The following is a 17,482-nucleotide window of genomic DNA, read 5'->3' as shown; positions in this document are numbered from 1 at the left end:
CCGGTGATTTTCACCGGTCTCTGGTCATTTTCCCCTGCAGCCTAAAGGATGGCCCCTTTCAGCGGTCCGCGCCTCCGCCTCCGTCCGATTTGCTTTCGTACTTGTCATAGGTATCCAAATCCGGCGTATAGATGATCACTCCGTTATCTTCCTTCATTCGTAACGCCGTCGTTGCTGTCATAATGGAATACCAGATTCCCACAGGCTTTCCTTCGAGGTCCAGAAGGGAAAAACCGAATAACCCCTGACCGATCATTGACGCCCTCGCCTTCATGGCACCGACAAGTTCTTTCATTCGGGAGGGAGTCATGTCCACAGCTTTCCAGAGGGAGGGCTCCAGCACATAACGTTTATCGAGCCCCAGCAGGGCGCTCGGATGGGTGTCCGAACCGCTGACGTAATAGTTCATTTCCGGATCTACCTGATAGCTTTCAAAGGCCTGGGCGGCTTTCGAATCCGGCGAAAATCTCCCGTAGTCGCGGAAATGCATGGCCGCACAGCCTTGCAGGACAAGCAGAAGCCCCATCAGGACTGCGACGGCAAGATGCCCACAATATCTGCTCATTGTCTCAACCTCCCCACATCACAAATTTTTTCAGAAAACACCGCCACCCCTTCCAGAATCCATCGATAAGAATGGCGCATCAGCGGGATTTACTGTTAAAGGCCGGTCCGTCTCTCCAACATCAGTTTAACATTGACAGGGGGAAAATCATAATATAAAAATCCGGAATCATGAATGTTTCTCGTTGCGGGTTTTTTTCGTTTCAAGAGACGATCAACCAAACAACTGCCTCCAATTTAGGAAGGAGAAAATATGGACACCCTTCTTTCCATCAATCTTTCGATCCCCCTGATTCAGATCGCCCTCCTGCTGATCATGAGCACCGCGGCTGTGTTGTTCGGCCGGATTAAACTCGCCCTGATTCTAAACTACGGCTTCATTCTCTACTGGGCCTACATCCTGAACATGAATGTCATCCGGGAATCCGGTCAGGCTGTTATCGATCAATTCACCCTCATTTATTTCGGTTTTGGGTTCGTCATCCTTCTTCTCGCTTCGGTCGGCTTTTTTGCTCACCACGATTAGTGTTTCCTTCAGATCCTCACGGAACGCCGGTTTTTTGTTTTTTGGGAGTGAAGGCCAGGCAGGAAGTCCCGGAATGCCGATAAACCGCCTCCGAAGGGAGGGTGAACGACATAAAACTCATGGCCCGGCAACGGTAAGGCCACCGGGAATTGTGGGTTATCAAGAAATGCCGGCAGAGAAAACAGGGCGTTTTTGTGACCGTCATTCAGCGGCTTCCCATATGAGAGGTTCTATTGCCAGTTTTCTTTGAAGGCGCTGGTTGGCGGCAGAAAGCGAATCCTCCGATGCATACACGGCAACGCCCTCTTCCTTCTGCATATCGCTGAAATAAGCGATTGCGGCACTTTGAAGGTCTTCTGCCGACGCATCCAGTATGGCTTCCCGGAATCTCCGGCGATCGTTGTCCGATATGCCTGCCAGTTCCCGGATCATGGCCACCGACCCCCGTCCGGAAGGATCCATCGGTCTGTCCAGCGCACCAATCGTTCCGACAATCGCTTTTTCCATTTCCTCCGGCGCCAGTTTTACATCGCCGATAAAGGCCATGGCCTCCTCATAAATCTCCAGGGTTTCCACAATGCGGGGGTCTCGATAGGAGAAGAAAGAAAACAATCCGCCCATGGGATCGAACTGGCACATACCGCCATAGGCGCCACCCTGGACCCGGATGCGCTTGTAGAGGAAGCCGTTGGACAAGTGGCGGGCCAGCACCAGCAAAGCAGGCGACAAGGGCGAATTGAAATTGGGGGCGCCCATGACCCTTGCCACATAGGACACCTGAGCAGGAATGGCAATGCCGGAATAAACCGGCGTTCTTTCCGGAAGCGCTGCGGATTCCTCCTTGACACTCCTTGTCAGGCAATTGACAAGGACCTTCAGCTGATTCTCCAGCAGGGAGAGGCCTTCCTCATCTCCCGTCACGTTGAGCAGCAGCTTGTCCGGGCTGAAGACCATGGACCGCAGGCATGCCAGCTTTTCCCGAAATTCGCCGGGCTTTTTCTGGAATTCCTCAGCAATGCGGCTGACGAAGCGGAGCTGCGTGCGGCCATGCCACTGCTCATCGCGCCAGGCCGGCAGAGAAAGGCCCGCCCCCGCGGCCATCCTGGCAAAGGCATGGCCCGAAGGCACGACGGCGGCGTGAAGCCCGTTTTTCTTTTCTGCAAGGAGATCGCGAATCCGGGCTTCATGGCTGAGATCTCCAGCCGTGAGGACATCTTTCAGAATTTCGATGGCATCCTCAACATTCCGATGGAGGGAGGATACGCCGAAAATCATGCGCTGCCAGGTTCCCCGGCCGTCGGCCGTCATGCCGGCGTTGAGAGACGAGCCGAGCCCCCCGGTCTTCAGGGTGATCCGCTTGGCCATCTCCTCATAGGAATAACCCGCCGCCCCCATATTGTTCGTCATCTTGCCCAGCAGAGGCAGATAAAGCTGCAGCTCCTCCGGAATGGAGGACACGTCAAAGGCCAGTTCGGCATAGGCAATCCCGTTGGTAAACAGATTGTGCATCAGGACGGGAATCCCTTCGAGAGACCTTTTCTCTGTGGGAATCGTTTCAATGCCCCGTTCGAGATCGGCAACCCGGAGCTTCGGCAGAGAGGCTACCGCGTCGGGACTGTCCGGCTCGCTCTGAAACGCCCGGAGCCGCTGCGCCGTTTCCCGGATCTCTTCACGGTTCTGATTACTCAATGATGCTTTAATGCCCGCCATTTTTTCCCGGAACCCGGATTCCTTTTCCTCGGCAATGGTCCGGCTGGGCTCCAGAATCGAAAGGACGCGGTGGGGATTGTCGAGCAGCCAGGTTTGCGTCAAGCGCTCGAAGAGGTCCGGCTGGGCCTCCCATTTTCTCCGCACATGTTCGATGATGCGGGGAAAGTTCAGTCCGGAGAGGGGATCGCCGTCATAGAGCCATGTGTGGTAAGCCCGCCCCATCAAGACAATCCCGTATGGATAGGAGCTCCGGACAATCTCCTTGCCTTGAAATTCGATCTGATGGAGAACGCCCTCGATCAGCTCCCGGTCAAATCCTTTCGCAACGGATTCTTTAAGCGAATCCATGATACAGGCCTCTACCGCTCCAGCCTTTTCCGGATCGCTTCCCCGCAAACCCACGGCAAAGAGAAGCTGGCGCAGATCTCTTTCGATGCCCGATACGGGGGAAAGGTCCTCGCCAAGGCCCGAATCGATGAGGGATTTGCGGAGCGGAGCGGCTGCGCTTCCGATCAGGATGCCCGCCAGGATTTCCAGGAGAATGGCGGTCTCCTCATCGGTGTTTTCCGTAAGCATCCAGGCCATGTTGATGGCGGTTTTTCCCGCCAGAGCCTCTTCTTTGCTCACGGGATAAACGGATCGCACCTGGGCGGGGGCCATCCAGCGGGGCTGGCAGGTCACCTCGGAATTCACGGAAGTCCGCTCAAAGCCGGCAAGCATCTCCTCAAGAAAGGCCAGATGCTCGGCCGTCGGAATATCCCCGTAGAGGAAAAACCGGGCATTGGACGGCGAGTAATAGAGGCGGTGAAAAGTCCGGAACCCTTCGTAGGTCAGCGTCGGAATCGCTTCAGGACTGCCCCCGGAATCAAAGGCGTACGGCGTATCCGGATAGATTGCTTCTTGGATCTCCTTGAACATCAGCGCTTCAGGAGAGGAATAGGCCCCCTTCATCTCGTTGTACACGATGCCCGAAATGGTGAGTTCGCTGGAGGTGTCCTCAGGATCGACGAATTCCAGGTGATGGCCTTCCTGAAGAAAGGTTTCCTCCAGGAGACGTGGGAAAAGAACCAGATCGGTATAAACCCGGGCAAGATTGAAAAAATCCCTTTTGACCTGGCTGGCCACGGGGTAGATGGTCTTGTCCGGATAGGTGAAGGCATTGATGAAGGTCTGCAGGGTTCCCCGCACCAGTTCGTTGAAGGCATCCTTGAGCGGATATTTTTCCGAACCAGCGAGGACGGAATGCTCCAGGATATGCGGCACACCGGTTGAATCCGGAGGGGGGGTCCGGAAACCGATGGAGAAGAGGTTTTCCCTGTCCATGCTGTGAAGATGAAGCAATTTTGCGCCGGTGTTTTCGTGCTCGATCTCATAGGCCGTCACCCGGAGATCGTCCATCTGTTCAACGCGCAGCACCTTGAAGCCAAAAAGTCGATCACCGGCCTTCAGGGTCGGCTCCGGGCATTTTCCCCTTTTGTCCATGTCTTCAGATCTCCTGTCAAACCAAGCTGCATCCATTCGGCTGACTCTCGCGCACCGTCTTCTCCCTGCCGCCCGATTCTCCCCTGGAATGCAACCTCGTTTCGATGGTTTTTTTCACAATATCCTTCCGTTAAATCTTTTTGAATCGACCGTCAAGGAAAAAACAGGGACAGAATCCCCCCGGGATGACCGACAAGAAACAATTCGGGGCAGATTGGCACGAAAGGTCAATCTGCCCCGAATTGTCAAGGTCTCGTCTGGGATCACCGGGCAGGCTGTTCCCTTCAATCTAGGACATAAAATAGAACCCCAGTTGCTTCTGGGACCACTGGTCCTGATTGACGAACTCGCCCCCCACCATCCGTCCCTCAACCCATTTGACCTTGGTCATTTGATTGACTTGAGTCTTGTTCCTGTCGTCCAGTGTAAAGGTGAGTTTCAGGATACAGCCGGGTTTAAAATCGTACGTCACCCGGGTCCTAAATTTTATGCCGACCCTTGAGAGATCGGTGACTTCGATTCTCCCCGCCAGCTCTTCTCCAGGCTGTTGCCGGATGAAGGTTCCTTGAAGGCTGACTTCCTTTCTGTACGATTTTCTGAATTCGCAAGTGACTTCCGACACAGCCTCGCATTTTGAACATTTGTGGTCGATGACATTTATTCCCTCGCAGAAACCATTCAAATCAACAACCGAAGTGTGTTTGCATTGGTTGCACGTGATCCATGCCATCCCTTTTTCGTTCACCAAAACCTTTTGCATTGCATCCACGGCTCCTTGTTAAATAAAAAAGGTCCTAGCAAAAAACACACCGCAGCACAGCGAATGCCGAAAAACCGGGGTATGTGCGGGCAGGCTCGACCCCCTTGACCCGTGCGATAAGTGATCGATGAAAACGGAGCCGTTAAAAGCGCCTTTCCCACGGGAATCGCCCTGACAGGCAGGGTCCAAGCCCCTGAATCTACTTCGGCCTTCCGTTACCGGCATCTGCAGAATCTTGACAGGAAAAAAATCGGGTTCTGCACGAAATCAGCCGGCTAAAATTTCCTTGACACGGAGGGCACCTCTCTCACATATTCAGCAACACAGCAACAGAACCTTATCCAGCCGATTCCGCCCGGGATCTCCCGTTGAAGCCTTCTGCCCGTCCGCTATGAAAGGAGCCTTATGGCCGCCAAAAACCGTTATGTCCTCCGCCTCATCGCTTATGCCCTGGTGGGTGCCTTGCTGTTCATTCTCTGGCGGGGCTGCCCCCACATTCAGGGCTTGTTTTCCCCGAAAACGGACGCCTCACCCCGCACTGTAGCGGCCCGCGGTGATCTGGCCGCCGACGAGAAGGCAACGATCGAGCTTTTTGAAAAATCGCGCGACTCCGTCGTCTTCATCACGACCAAGGCGCTGGTGCGCGATCGCTGGACGCGCAATGTCTTCACAGTGCCGCGCGGTACGGGTTCCGGATTTATCTGGGATCAATCCGGGCATGTCATTACCAACTTCCACGTCATCCAGGGGGCGAGTGAAGCAACGGTCAGGCTCAGCGACGGAAGCGACTACAGGGCCGCCCTGGTCGGGGCAAGCCCTTCCCATGACATCGCCGTTCTGAGGATCGGAATAGGCTTCAAGCGCTCCCCGCCGGTACCACTGGGAACGAGCAGCGACTTGAAGGTCGGCCAGAAGGTGTTCGCCATCGGCAACCCCTTCGGCCTGGACTGGACTCTAACCACCGGTATTGTCTCAGCGTTGGATCGTTCCCTCAGCGGCAATGGCGTCACCATCGAGCACCTGATTCAAACGGACGCAGCCATCAACCCCGGAAATTCGGGTGGCCCTCTCCTCGATTCCGCCGGTCGGCTCATCGGCATCAACACGGCCATTTACAGCCCGAGCGGAGCCAGTGCCGGTATCGGATTCGCCGTGCCTGTCGATACGGTGAACCGGGTTGTACCTCAACTGATCCGGAACGGGAAATACAACCGCCCGGCCCTCGGCATTCACTTGGACGAGGGAATCAATGAGCGCCTGAAACCCCTCCTGGGCCTGAAGGGGATTGTAATCCTGAAGGTATCCCCGGGGTCAGCGGCGGAACAAGCCGGCCTGAAAGGGGCGACAATCACCCCGGATGGGGGGATTGTACCGGGAGACATCATCACCGCGGTTGACGGGAAGCCGGTTGACACTGTCAGTAGGCTGCTTGCACGCCTGGACGACTTTTCCGTGGGCGACACGGTCAAGATAACGGTGCTGCGTGACGGGCGGGCACTGGAGTTCGCCGTGGCGCTGCAGCCCGGGACGTGATCCTGTGCAACACCATCTCGGCCCTGCGGATGGAAGCGAGGCAGGGGTTCGAGAACGTGGGCCCTTTACCTTCTTTCCAGTTTCGTTCCATCGGAGATATCTAATTGACAAAATCAGGGGCATGTTCTAGAGGTACAATACTAAGATAGAATGTGGTGTAATTTATATAAGGGGGAGCATATTATGAAGAAACTGTCTTTATTTTTTATTGTTCTGATGGTGATTTCAGCTTTTTCTCTTACGTCATTCGCCGCAAACACGATTAAAATAGGTATCGTGGACACGTATACCGGTCCGGCAACGACATACACCCAGGACGTTCTGGACGGCTTCAAGCTCGCCGTGGACAAGATAAACGCATCGAACGGGGTGCTGGGGAAAAAGATCGAACTTGTTACCAGGGATGACAAGTTCAAACCGGACATTGGACGCGCGATGGCCAAAGAGCTTGTGCTGAAAGAAAACGTCGATATTCTTGTGGGCACGATCAACAGCGCGTCAACCCTCGCCATTTCGGACCTTGCTGAAAAGGAAAAAATTCCCTTCTTTGTAACGTATGCAAAAAGCGACAGGATTGTGGGCGAAAAAGGCCATAGATACGTATTCAACATGAACGAGAATACGGAGATGGCGGGCAGAGCCGCCGCAGTAGCTCTTTCGAAGAAACCTTTCGTGAAGTACTGGATCGCAGGCGACGATTATGAATACGGCCATGCCATTGCCAATGCGGCATGGAACAATTTGAAGAAACTGAATCCCAGGGTGCGCAAGGTGGGTGAATCGTGGTGGAAAGTCGGAGAAGCGGATTTTACGCCTTACATTACCCAGATCATTGCCGCGAAACCGGATTTCATCATTGTAGCCACCGGCGGCTCCGGAATGGTCAACTTCCAGAAGGCCGCAAAGGCGACGGGACTCAGCCAGAAGATCCCCTTTTACCAGCACACGGCAAACGAGCTCGGCACATTGCTGCCGCAGGGCTTGAATGCTCCCGAGGGGGTTTACGGAACCTCCGCTTACTTTTTCTACATTAACTATCCGGCCAACAGGGCATTTGTCGCTGAATTCATGAAAGCCTATAACAGATATCCGAAGGGCAGCGCATACTCCGGATACATGACGGCGAGGTTTATTGCTGAAGGATTTAAAAAGGCTAAAAAGATCGACCGGGAAGCTCTGATCAACGCCCTCGAAGACATGTCCCTTGACAGCTCCGTCGGCAGAGTTCAGATAAGGAAGTGCGACCATCAGCTCCTTCTTCCCATCTATTTTGGAAAGACCAGAAAGGATCCGAAATATAATTTCCTAATTTCGAGCGAGAATCAGATCATATCAAGCAAGGATTACATCTCTTCCTGTAATGAGGTTTTAAAAGCCCGGAAGAAATAGATTGCGAGAGGACAAGGGCTTCCTTTAAGTGGATATCCTGTATGCTGTGATTCCGCCGGCGATATTAAGCCAGATCTTTGTCGGTTTAAGCCGTTCGGTCATACTTTTTATTGTTTCTTCAGGCCTGAGCCTTATTCTGGGGACGCTTCGCATCCCCAATGTCGCACACGGCTCTCTCTATATGATCGGAGCCTTTGCGGCTTATACGGTTTCAGGCTTTTTTGCCGACAGTTCGGCCGGCTTCTGGACTGCGCTTGTCCTGGCACCTCTTTTTGTGGCCCTCGTGAGCTTTATTTCGGAGCGGGCGCTTTTCCGTCATCTTTATGAGAGGGAGCATCTGATGCTCCTTCTGCTTACCTTCGCGCTCTCGCTGATTTTCAGCGATCTTGTAAAGCTGACATGGGGCGCCGAGTACAAGTCCGTTCCCGTACCGGCAATGTTCCAGGGCTATGTGCCCCTGTTCGGGGGAATGCCTTTTCCCACCTACAATTTATTTCTGCTGTGCGTGGGGCCGGTTGTCGCACTGCTTCTGTGGCTGCTAATCAGCCGGACAAAAATCGGAAAGATTGCCCGCGCCGCGGCTGTAGACAGGGAAATGGTCGGAGCCGTGGGAATTAATGTAAGCTGGGTTTTTGCAGGCGTGTTCGTGATCGGCTGCTTTCTCGCCGGCTTGGGAGGAGCGCTTGTCGCCCCGACGATAAGCGTGACACTGGGCATGGACCATTCGCTTATCATAGAAGCCTTTCTGATCGTCATCATCGGGGGACTGGGCAACATCTGGGGGGCGTTGCTCGGCGCCCTGATCTTCGGACTCACACAGTCCATGGGAATACTTATCTGGCCGAAATTCGGGATTATATTCCCCTACCTTGCCGTCGTCGTCGTTCTGATTTTCAGGCCGAGGGGGCTTCTTAAATCCACATGGTAACCGGAAATGCCACTTTAAAGAACATGCTGCCCGCGGGTTGCAAGACATGGGGCTCTCTCGGCGTAATCCTGCTTGTCCTTCTGCCCGCCGTGTTGCCGCTGTCCGCTTTCCGATTTTACATATACCTGGCTTCCGTCATCCTCCTTTACGGGCTCGCAGCGACAAGCTGCAATCTGGCCCTGGGCTACGGAGGGATCTACCAGTTCCATCATGCCGTGTTTTACGGCGCCGGCGCTTACGGAACCGCCCTTGCCATCACGAGGATGGATATCTCGCCGTGGATCGCTTTTCTCTGCGGGCCTGTCGTCTCAGCTTTGCTGGCGCTGATCATGGGGCTGGTCTGCATACGGCTTTCCAAGCTGTATTTCGGCATGCTGCAGATATCTCTCGGCTCGCTTGTGTGGGCCGTCGTCTACCGATGGTATTCCTTCACCGGCGGCGATGACGGGATCCAAGGGATACCCGTACCCGATATCCTTGCCTCCGCCAGGGGGGCTTACTACTTCGTCCTGGCGGTGGCGGGCATCAGCTTTTTTGCACTGTACAGGATCATCAAATCACCGTTCGGCATCGCCCTTCAGGGAATACGCGACAACCCCGTGCGCAGCGAAATGATAGGCATCAATGTCATGGCGCATCAGCTGGTTACGCTCGTCATTGCAGGCTTCTTTGCCGGGGTCGCCGGCGTTCTCTTTGTCGTTGTGGACAATACGGTTTTTCCGGACATGCTGTTCTGGACACTGTCCATGGAGCTGATCATCATGTGCCTGCTGGGAGGCATGTATAATTTTTTCGGTCCGCTCACCGGTGCCGCCATTGTGATCTTCATCAGGACATTCGCCGGTTCCTTTGTGGAGTTTTTGACGTCATCGGCCATTGGTCTTTTCGGAGGCGCCATAAGCGAGTCTGCCGCTGACTCGCTTATGGCAGTCGCTGCGAGTTTTTCTTCATACTGGACTCTGGTGCTGGGAGTCATCTGCATTCTGGTAATCTTTTTCGTGCCGAACGGCGTGCTTGGATTCTTCGACAGGCTCAAGCAGAAAGGCCGGGAAGCCGTGGCGGTCGGGGAGTGACTTGTGCTTATTGTCGAGGAATTGTCAAAATCATTCGACGGATTCAGGGCCGTCAACAAGGCGAATCTCGAGGTCGGGCAGGGAGAGATCATCGCCGTTATAGGCCCCAACGGAGCCGGGAAAACAACCCTGTTCAACCTGATCACCGGAGTCGTCAAGCCTGACGGCGGCCGCGTTATCTTCAAGGGTGAGGACATTACGGGGGCCCTGCCCCACGAGGTCTGCAGAAGAGGGATTTCCCGCTCCTTCCAGGTCGTAAACCTCTTCCAGAAGCTCACGGTTTTTGAGAACATCCAGGTTTCAATTCTCGCAAGAGAAAAAAGGACCTGGAACCTCTTTGCGTCGTCTTCAAAGCTGGTGCGACAGGAAACCGAGGAAATACTCAAAAGGGCGGGGCTTAAGGGGAAGGAAGGCGTTGTTGCCGCTCTGCTGTCACACGGGGATCGCAAAGTGCTCGAGATTGCAATGGCGCTGGGCGGAAATCCCCATTTCCTCATCCTTGATGAACCCACGGCGGGAATGGCACAGGATGAAGGCGAGCGCTGCATCGACCTGATCCGGACACTGTCCAGGGAGATGGGCCTTACCATCGTATTCTGCGAACATGATATGGAAATGGTTTTCGGCATAGCCGACCGGATCATGGTCATGGTGCGGGGAACAACGGTTGCCCAGGACTGCTGTGACGCGATCCGATGCAACAGGATGGTCCAGGAGGCCTATCTCGGCGGGAGCAATCATGCTTGAAGTGCTTAATATTCATACCTATTACGGATTAAGCCATATCCTTTTCAGCGAATCGCTCCATCTGGAAAGGGGGGAGATCGTAGGGCTATTCGGAAGAAACGGGGCAGGCAAAAGCACCACGATGAGAAGCATCATGGGCCTGACCCCGCCCAGGGAAGGAAGGATTATTTATAACGGGGAGGACATTACCGGCCAGAAGCCATACAGGCTCTTCAGAAAGGGCATCGGGTACGTCCCGGACGACAGGCGCGTGTTTGCGGATTTGACGGTGGATGAAAACCTCGATATTGTTTACAACAGGCGCGGCGACTGGAGCAGGAAGCGGGTTTATGACGTATTTCCGGCACTGAGTGAAATCAAATCCCGCCGCGCCGGCTTTCTGAGCGGGGGTGAACAGCAGATGCTCACGATTGCCCGCGCCCTCATGGGAAGCCCGGAGCTCATCCTCCTTGACGAACCGATAGAAGGCCTGGCCCCACTTGTCGTCCGCAGCCTCGAAGAACTCATTCTGCTGCTGCGCGACTCGGGCATCAGCATTCTACTCTCCGAGCAGAACATCAGATCCGCCGTCAAGCTCGTGAACCGCGTGTATGTAATCGATAACGGGTTCATCCGCTTTGAAGGAACGGCGGCGGAATTTGAAGCCGACGATGAAGTAAAAAAGAAATACCTGATGGTGTAATCTTCTTCTTTGAATAGCCATGAACACATCCGTTGGGACCGCCTGGTTCTCCTTTATGATATGCATGATCCTGATCGGGGTGGCCGGATCGCGCCTTTCCCGCTACGGAGATGCAATCGCCGAAAAGACAGGGACAGGCGGAACCTGGATAGGTCTGATACTCCTGGCAACCGTAACCTCACTGCCTGAACTGATGACCGGGGTCAGCTCGGTCACATTGGCGGATACACCCGATATTACCCTGGGCGACATCCTGGGGGCCTGCATTTTCAACCTCATGCTGATTGCGATCCTCGATGTCATGACCGCGGGAGAATCCCTTTACTGCCGGATAAGCCGGGGACACATCCTCTCGGCAGGTTTCGGCATCATTCTTACGGGAATCGTCGGCTTCAACCTGATGACTGGAGCCGGCGGCCGGGTGCCGTCCATCGGGCATGTCGGACTCTACTCGATCGCATTGATCGTCCTTTACGCCGTTGCCGTCCGGACTGTGTTCCGCTACGAGCAGCTCCAACGCCGGAAGCCTCCGGAAGAAACCGCGGAGCGCTATCCGGACCTGACACTACATCAGGCGATTGTTTATTGCGCTCTGTCCTCACTTGTGGTTGTCGGGGCCGGCCTGTGGCTGCCCTTTATCGGAGCGGATCTGGCCCGTGTCATGGGCTGGGAACAGAGCTTCATCGGCACATTGTTCATAGCCATCGCCACGACGGTGCCGGAGACAGTGGTGAGTATCGCCGCGCTGCGTCTCGGCGCTTTCGACATGGCCGTAAGCAATCTGCTGGGCAGCAATCTGTTCAATGTTCAGATCGTGGCTATTGACGATCTGTTCTACACAAAAGGCCCGCTGCTTTCCCACGTAGCCGCGCAGCATACCGTTTCCGCTTTTACCGTCGTCATCATGAGTGCCGTGGTGATCGTCGGTCTGATTTACCGTCCCCGGAAGCGCCTCTTTGGAACGTTTGGCTGGACCAGCCTGTTCCTGCTTGCTCTCTACATGCTCAACTCCTTCGTTCTCTATCTCTATGGACACTAGGCAGGCTGGAGAGACAAGGTAAAAGACATCCGGGAACAACTCTCGGAAAAGGGTGCTAGAACTCAGGCAATTCTGATGTCGATGTTCCGTACCGCCGAACTTCAAGGACATAATCCCATTGAGAAGCTGCTCGATATGGCCAAACTTGCCATTGAAAAAAAGGAGCTTTCAGCACATTTTTTTAAACTGGCAGCTTAGATTTTCAAAAAGCTGAAATGATACGATTATTCTATATGATATGGACCATAATCATCACCATCAAATGTTATTTCAACGTCTCGGTAATTAACAACTCTTGCACTGAGACTGTTGCATGCCGTACATGAGTTCCCAGGACCAGGATCCGGCATGACACTGTGATCCCGCATATCGTAGAGATGGATCACTGCGAAACCGACTCCCCTGAAATCGTCCTGTGCCTTGTAGAGCACGACACTGTCATCCGGGCTGAACAGCACTTGCACACCTTGACCAAGAGATGTCTCTGACACTCGAGTACGTCCAGCGGCCAAGTCACGCACATGCATCACGAACTTGTTGTCGGTTACGGAAGTATTTTGCCCGACGATCACGCCATGCATGCAATCTCCGGAGAATCCGGCACCTGTGTTTGATGTGCCAAGATGAAAGGATTCTCGCCACAAACGACTACCTCCTTCTTCGAAGTTGGCAGTGCGTTCTTCACCGTCACCGCTGATTTCAAGGGTCCGTACAATACTCCCGCTGGTACAGGTATGGCTACCGGTGATTTGCAGGGTTACATTTTGGAATGAGCCGTTTTCCCGGCCTGCTACGGCAAAATCGAAAGGCTCGCTTTCCAAAGTGCCCACGCGAGCCCTTACGGTTGCTGCACCAGGATTTATGGCTTCCGGCAAGTCACCATTCAGCTCTCTATCTCTCGGACTACTATCGACAACGGGCGAATAACTCGTCCCGCCTTGAGCAAATATCAGGGAGGATTCGACATAGGGTCTGTCGTCGCGCGGACGATAGCGAAGGTTGTTACCATGTACGGTAACCGACTCACCCGGAAAACCGGCATCAACATCTTCGATCTCCGGTGAAGCCTGTGTTTCGTTAACCAGGACAGTTACAGAATCGGTTTCAGTAACACACTTATTGACGGCTGTTAAACGATAGTTCGTGGTATGGGTTGGAGCAACTGTGTAGCTCGTTGCCCCTGTAACATCGATCGTTTCAGACTCGGAACTATTCAGTTCGAGATGGGTTGTGGTCCCGGTGATTGACCATTGCAATGTACTCGCCTCCCCTTCGTCGATCTCTTCGGGGACTGCATTAAAAGAGGTAATATTGGGTACAGCAGGTGAGCCTGTCACAGTAAAGTTGCCCAGTTCGTAAGTATCACTATCTAACATGCCAATAAACATTCCCATTCCGCTGTTCTGGCGGATTGTCACAGGACCAGTGGTAGCCCCTGGTGGCACTACAGCAATGACATTTGATTCTGAACGCGGTCCAAGTCTAATATCCAAACTCCTCACCCCGTTGAACGCTACAATATGTGTACCGAAACGGTGTCCGCCTTCCCGCATGATCGTAACCTCAGTGCAAATAGCACCGCTAGTGGGTGTAAAGTTTGTGAATTCTGATGCACAGCCTGTTATAAAGACAGAAAAAATCACCAGAGCAATATACATACAAATAATTTTTACAGTCATATCAAGGCTCCTTAAATAGGAATTCTAACGTTCTAAAATAAGAACCCACCTCTTTATCGGCTTTCATTTCGACTCTACAGCAGTTCTTCTATGCTACATTTAACGACGAGCTTTGCGGCAATTTTGGAGCCGCGAAGCGGTGGAAAAATTGTCCGACAACAGCGACTTGTTATGCAAATCCAAGATCCTTACGCATTTCTCTTAACAATGCTCGCTGAGCAGCTTCTCTGGCTGTCGTACCTGGTGGACTATCCTTCAATTCTTGAAGCTTTTGGAGCACAGCTTCCGAGGCATACAGTTGTAACTTTAACTCCCAATAGGCATATTTTTTCTTCGATTCATCGGAATCTTTGAGCGCGACTTCCCGATATGCATCGAGCAAACCATCACAGGAGGCCTTGTAGTCTAAAAGCCACATCTCCCTTAGTTTTGATCTTTGCTCGAGGAAATGTTTTATCAAAAAGGTGATCACACCACCTAAGCCAATACCGGATAGGAAAGATGTAAAGGCTCCAAATTCATTCATACTCATTCCCTGTGGCTGCATAACAAGTAATTCTATTGTTCTGTCTGCTCTTCCTTTTGTATGGATAGACTGAAAGATGAATAGACACTTCCTTAAATGTTTAACTCCAGGAACTTGAATGCCGATTACCACATCATATCACCTATACGTTTCAAGTTCCGATGAACTTTCGGAAATCACTTACTTATTATCTTGGGTGGTTAGATTAAACCCCTGACAGATTTATTTCAACAATATATTCGAACATTCGATATGTAACGCACGAATCTACAGGATGTATAGAAAGATGCCATGGTGCAGGCGATGTCGTACATGTTGGAAATCGTCCCCATGGCGACCTGATCGGTCAAATTGAAGAAATTCAAGCAGGTGCCGCAGATCAGAATTTCAACCTACATGACAAAAGAAACCGGATAGTGATCACATCTTATCCGGCTTTTTAGCCGTGCTGGGAATAGTGCTGGGGACGGCTTTTTCAGAAAAGAAAACAGGGACCGGAAAAACTTCCTAAGTCCCTGTTTTTATTGATGGCGTCCCCACGCGGAGTCGAACCGCGGTTACAGGCGTGAAAGGCCCGTGTCCTAGGCCTCTAGACGATGGGGACAAACCGGATATCTGTTGGATGTATTTTCAGCACGGAAAATTCCGTTGCGTGCGAATTTGGCCTTATACCCTGATGACGGGGAATATGTCAAGCTTCAAATCAATCTCCGCCGAATTTTCTTTGATGACGGCCAGCCATCACCCCTCCCATTCGAAGACGACGGGTTCCCTGAGAATCGCATCCCGGGCTTTGACGGCCAATTCCGCCATTTCGGGATGAGTCTCTCTCAGGGAGGCAATCTGCCTCAGATTGTCTGCGGTTCGCAGGATCAGCATGGCCATTTCTCCGTCGGACACGCCCAGAAGCTCCAGGATGCCGTCCCAGTCTTCTCCGGAAGCCCACGCATACACCGCGACACTTGTCCAGAAATAGAGGGGTTGAACAGGGAATCCGGCGGCCGTCATTCGTTCCGTCAAAGGACCGAGGTTCCGGACCAGGCGTGCAAAGGCCCGGCTCAGCTTGCGGGAGGTCCTGCGCTTATCCAGGGGGATCTCCTGATCGGAATCATATACGAACGGTGCAACCAGGGCGGCCAGCAGCTTCTCATCCTTTTCGGGAAAACCCTGAGTCCTCAGGCCTTCCGCTATCAGCAGGGGTTGATCGAGACGTAACTGAGACGCCCAGATGCCGTTATCCGTCAACCGGTCCGAAGAGTCGACGAATCCTTCGGATTTCAGAAATTCGAGATGCCGCAGGAACTCCCTCCACAAATTGTGCTTCTGGCGCTGATAGGAAGCCAGGGAGTTTTCAAAGATGTCCCGGATCGTTTCCGGGGTCTGGGACAGCAGAAGATTCAAAACCATGGAAAAATCATTCCGGATCTGGCTGAGAATCTCATCCGGCGGCTGAAAGAGAAGCTTCTTGACATGAACCAGGTCCATGAATCGTCCCGGCACCGCCAGCATGAAGCCGATATTGTCCTGCCCCCTGCGCCCCGCCCTTCCGGTCATCTGGTGAAACTCCGTCCCGCTCATGGGACAGAACTCGTGTCCGTTGAAGAGATCGGAATTGAACAGGACGATCGTCCTGGCTGGATAATTCACCCCGGCGGCCACGGTGGAGGTCGCGAAAATGGCCCGCAGATGACCCTTTTTCATCATGGTCTCCACAAAAAATTTCCATGCCGGAAGCTGTCCGCCATGATGCGAGGCAACCCGATAATCGATGAGGCAGGATAACTGCCGGTGCTGGCGCAGAAAGGGGAAACGGCTGAGGAGCTCTTCAAGATCGTAGAAAAAACGCTCACTGCCGGACTTCCCGGCAAGCCGCGTGCAGGATTTCAGGGCCGCATCGCACTCCGAACGGGATTTCAGAAAAAAGATGGCCGGCAGAAGGTCGTAACCCTCCATCAGACGGATGATATCCCCGATGTGGGGAGCAGCTGACTTACCCCCTCTGCGCGTCTTACCGGCAGCGATGTATTCCACGACCTTGCCGTACAATTTCCTTCCTTCCATGAGCGGCATCACCCGTCCCGAAGGATGGAGGAGAAGCGGAAAAAGGGGTACGGGCCTCCTCTCTTCCCGTATCACGGTACAGGGTTTTTCCCGAAGAGAGAAGAGCCAGGCGGCAATTTCCTCACCATTCCCAATCGTTGCGGACAGGAGAAGGAGGTTCACACGAACGGGCAGGTAGATCATGATCTCTTCCCAGACCACCCCCCGGTCCCGATCTCCCAGATAATGGGCCTCATCCAGAATGACCAGGTCGCAGCGCAGGTTTTCCCCCTGCTGCATCACATCGTAAAGCTGATTGCGAAGGATTTCCGTTGTCCCGACGATAATGGGGGCATCCGGATTTTCCTTCGTATCCCCCGTGAGGATTCCCACATGCTCCGCGCCGAATTGCTGGCTGAATTCCACCCATTTGGCATTGCTCAACGCCTTCAGCGGCGAGGCATACCAGCATCGTCCCCCCGCTCGGAAGACGGACAGAATGGCCTGCTCCGCGATCCAGGTTTTTCCGGAACCGGTGGGCGCCATCACCAGGCAGTCGGTTTTCTTAATGGCATCCAGGGCCTGAAGCTGAAATTCGTCCGGGATAAACTCCCTGTCCGGCGGCTTACCGATCCGGGAAAAGACGCCCTTCAGAACAGGTTCGATGGACGGTTGCAGGCGGGATAAAGAGGCGCTTCGCCTTCGCCCTCTGACCTGCGGTTTGGAGTCCGGCGAACGGTCTGCGGGAGGGGATTTCCTGCCCCCTTGTGTTTTTATTCGATGTTCCGTGGAAACATCCTCCAT

The 17,482-nt window shown here is 53.5% G+C and carries 14 protein-coding genes and 1 tRNA gene; 8 read left to right on the top strand and 7 right to left on the bottom strand.

What is annotated here, in order from left to right; all coding sequences use genetic code 11:
- Positions 1 to 58: 58 nt before the first annotated feature.
- Positions 59 to 565: a hypothetical protein gene (locus ACJ77P_RS03320; RefSeq protein WP_367359688.1), complete on the bottom strand. Its 507-nt coding sequence runs from the start codon at positions 563 to 565 to the stop codon at positions 59 to 61.
- 252 nt (positions 566 to 817) lie between these two features.
- On the opposite strand from ACJ77P_RS03320, the gene ACJ77P_RS03315 reads away from it, so the two are divergent.
- Entirely contained in the window at positions 818 to 1,090 is a 273-nt protein-coding gene (locus tag ACJ77P_RS03315) for a hypothetical protein (protein WP_367359689.1), read from the top strand.
- Between the two features lie 201 nt (positions 1,091 to 1,291).
- Here ACJ77P_RS03315 and ACJ77P_RS03310 read toward each other — a convergent pair whose 3' ends face one another.
- Positions 1,292 to 4,282 carry an insulinase family protein gene (locus ACJ77P_RS03310; RefSeq protein ID WP_367359690.1) on the bottom strand — a complete coding sequence of 997 codons (2,991 nt, stop codon included), beginning with the start codon at positions 4,280 to 4,282 and terminating at the stop codon, positions 1,292 to 1,294.
- Between the two features lie 289 nt (positions 4,283 to 4,571).
- Positions 4,572 to 5,042 carry a hypothetical protein gene (locus ACJ77P_RS03305; protein WP_367359691.1) on the bottom strand — a complete coding sequence of 157 codons (471 nt, stop codon included), beginning with the start codon at positions 5,040 to 5,042 and terminating at the stop codon, positions 4,572 to 4,574.
- Positions 5,043 to 5,447: 405 nt separating this feature from the next.
- Between ACJ77P_RS03305 and ACJ77P_RS03300 the strand changes: the two genes are divergently transcribed.
- The 7 genes from ACJ77P_RS03300 to ACJ77P_RS03270 all read left to right on the top strand — a co-directional run bounded on the left by ACJ77P_RS03300 (position 5,448) and on the right by ACJ77P_RS03270 (position 12,433).
- Positions 5,448 to 6,575, top strand: a complete 1,128-nt coding sequence (locus ACJ77P_RS03300) for a S1C family serine protease (RefSeq protein ID WP_367359692.1) — start codon at positions 5,448 to 5,450, stop codon at positions 6,573 to 6,575.
- 183 nt (positions 6,576 to 6,758) lie between these two features.
- Positions 6,759 to 7,964: an ABC transporter substrate-binding protein gene (locus ACJ77P_RS03295; RefSeq protein ID WP_408998974.1), complete on the top strand. Its 1,206-nt coding sequence runs from the start codon at positions 6,759 to 6,761 to the stop codon at positions 7,962 to 7,964.
- Positions 7,965 to 7,992: 28 nt separating this feature from the next.
- Positions 7,993 to 8,892, top strand: a complete 900-nt coding sequence (locus tag ACJ77P_RS03290; protein ID WP_408998973.1) for a branched-chain amino acid ABC transporter permease — start codon at positions 7,993 to 7,995, stop codon at positions 8,890 to 8,892.
- A complete protein-coding gene (locus tag ACJ77P_RS03285) occupies positions 8,886 to 9,965 on the top strand; it encodes a branched-chain amino acid ABC transporter permease (protein ID WP_408998972.1) in 1,080 nt (359 codons plus the stop codon). The genes ACJ77P_RS03290 and ACJ77P_RS03285 overlap by 7 nt, the downstream gene beginning before the upstream one ends.
- A gap of 3 nt (positions 9,966 to 9,968) precedes the next feature.
- Positions 9,969 to 10,712, top strand: a complete 744-nt coding sequence (locus tag ACJ77P_RS03280) for an ABC transporter ATP-binding protein (protein ID WP_408998971.1) — start codon at positions 9,969 to 9,971, stop codon at positions 10,710 to 10,712.
- A complete protein-coding gene (locus ACJ77P_RS03275) occupies positions 10,705 to 11,394 on the top strand; it encodes an ABC transporter ATP-binding protein (protein WP_408998970.1) in 690 nt (229 codons plus the stop codon). The genes ACJ77P_RS03280 and ACJ77P_RS03275 overlap by 8 nt, the downstream gene beginning before the upstream one ends.
- A gap of 19 nt (positions 11,395 to 11,413) precedes the next feature.
- Positions 11,414 to 12,433 carry a sodium:calcium antiporter gene (locus tag ACJ77P_RS03270; RefSeq protein WP_408998969.1) on the top strand — a complete coding sequence of 340 codons (1,020 nt, stop codon included), beginning with the start codon at positions 11,414 to 11,416 and terminating at the stop codon, positions 12,431 to 12,433.
- A 224-nt stretch (positions 12,434 to 12,657) separates the two neighbouring features.
- Here the strand turns inward: ACJ77P_RS03270 and ACJ77P_RS03265 are convergent, their stop codons facing one another.
- From ACJ77P_RS03265 to ACJ77P_RS03250, 4 genes are all read right to left on the bottom strand, one after another.
- Positions 12,658 to 14,112 carry a hypothetical protein gene (locus ACJ77P_RS03265; protein WP_408998968.1) on the bottom strand — a complete coding sequence of 485 codons (1,455 nt, stop codon included), beginning with the start codon at positions 14,110 to 14,112 and terminating at the stop codon, positions 12,658 to 12,660.
- A 169-nt stretch (positions 14,113 to 14,281) separates the two neighbouring features.
- Positions 14,282 to 14,770, bottom strand: a complete 489-nt coding sequence (locus tag ACJ77P_RS03260) for a hypothetical protein (RefSeq protein ID WP_408998967.1) — start codon at positions 14,768 to 14,770, stop codon at positions 14,282 to 14,284.
- 396 nt (positions 14,771 to 15,166) lie between these two features.
- A tRNA-Glu gene (locus ACJ77P_RS03255) sits at positions 15,167 to 15,242 on the bottom strand.
- 137 nt (positions 15,243 to 15,379) lie between these two features.
- Positions 15,380 to 17,482: a DEAD/DEAH box helicase gene (locus ACJ77P_RS03250; protein ID WP_408998966.1), complete on the bottom strand. Its 2,103-nt coding sequence runs from the start codon at positions 17,480 to 17,482 to the stop codon at positions 15,380 to 15,382.

This window comes from Syntrophus buswellii, assembly GCF_046097065.1.
In the GTDB taxonomy this organism is placed as follows: domain Bacteria; phylum Desulfobacterota; class Syntrophia; order Syntrophales; family Syntrophaceae; genus Syntrophus; species Syntrophus buswellii.
This window is presented reverse-complemented; position numbering and strand designations above follow the sequence as displayed.

Excerpts from the sequence above, each read along its gene's own strand:
- ACJ77P_RS03320 (WP_367359688.1), bottom strand. The coding sequence starts at position 565 with ATGAGCAGATATTGTGGGCATCTTGCCGTCGCAGTCCTGATGGGGCTT.
- ACJ77P_RS03315 (WP_367359689.1), top strand. The coding sequence starts at position 818 with ATGGACACCCTTCTTTCCATCAATCTTTCGATCCCCCTGATTCAGATC.
- ACJ77P_RS03310 (WP_367359690.1), bottom strand. The coding sequence starts at position 4,282 with ATGGACAAAAGGGGAAAATGCCCGGAGCCGACCCTGAAGGCCGGTGAT.
- ACJ77P_RS03305 (WP_367359691.1), bottom strand. The coding sequence starts at position 5,042 with ATGCAAAAGGTTTTGGTGAACGAAAAAGGGATGGCATGGATCACGTGC.
- ACJ77P_RS03300 (WP_367359692.1), top strand. The coding sequence starts at position 5,448 with ATGGCCGCCAAAAACCGTTATGTCCTCCGCCTCATCGCTTATGCCCTG.
- ACJ77P_RS03295 (WP_408998974.1), top strand. The coding sequence starts at position 6,759 with ATGAAGAAACTGTCTTTATTTTTTATTGTTCTGATGGTGATTTCAGCT.
- ACJ77P_RS03285 (WP_408998972.1), top strand. The coding sequence starts at position 8,886 with ATGGTAACCGGAAATGCCACTTTAAAGAACATGCTGCCCGCGGGTTGC.
- ACJ77P_RS03275 (WP_408998970.1), top strand. The coding sequence starts at position 10,705 with ATGCTTGAAGTGCTTAATATTCATACCTATTACGGATTAAGCCATATC.
- ACJ77P_RS03270 (WP_408998969.1), top strand. The coding sequence starts at position 11,414 with ATGAACACATCCGTTGGGACCGCCTGGTTCTCCTTTATGATATGCATG.
- ACJ77P_RS03265 (WP_408998968.1), bottom strand. The coding sequence starts at position 14,112 with ATGACTGTAAAAATTATTTGTATGTATATTGCTCTGGTGATTTTTTCT.
- ACJ77P_RS03250 (WP_408998966.1), bottom strand. The coding sequence starts at position 17,482 with ATGGAGGATGTTTCCACGGAACATCGAATAAAAACACAAGGGGGCAGG.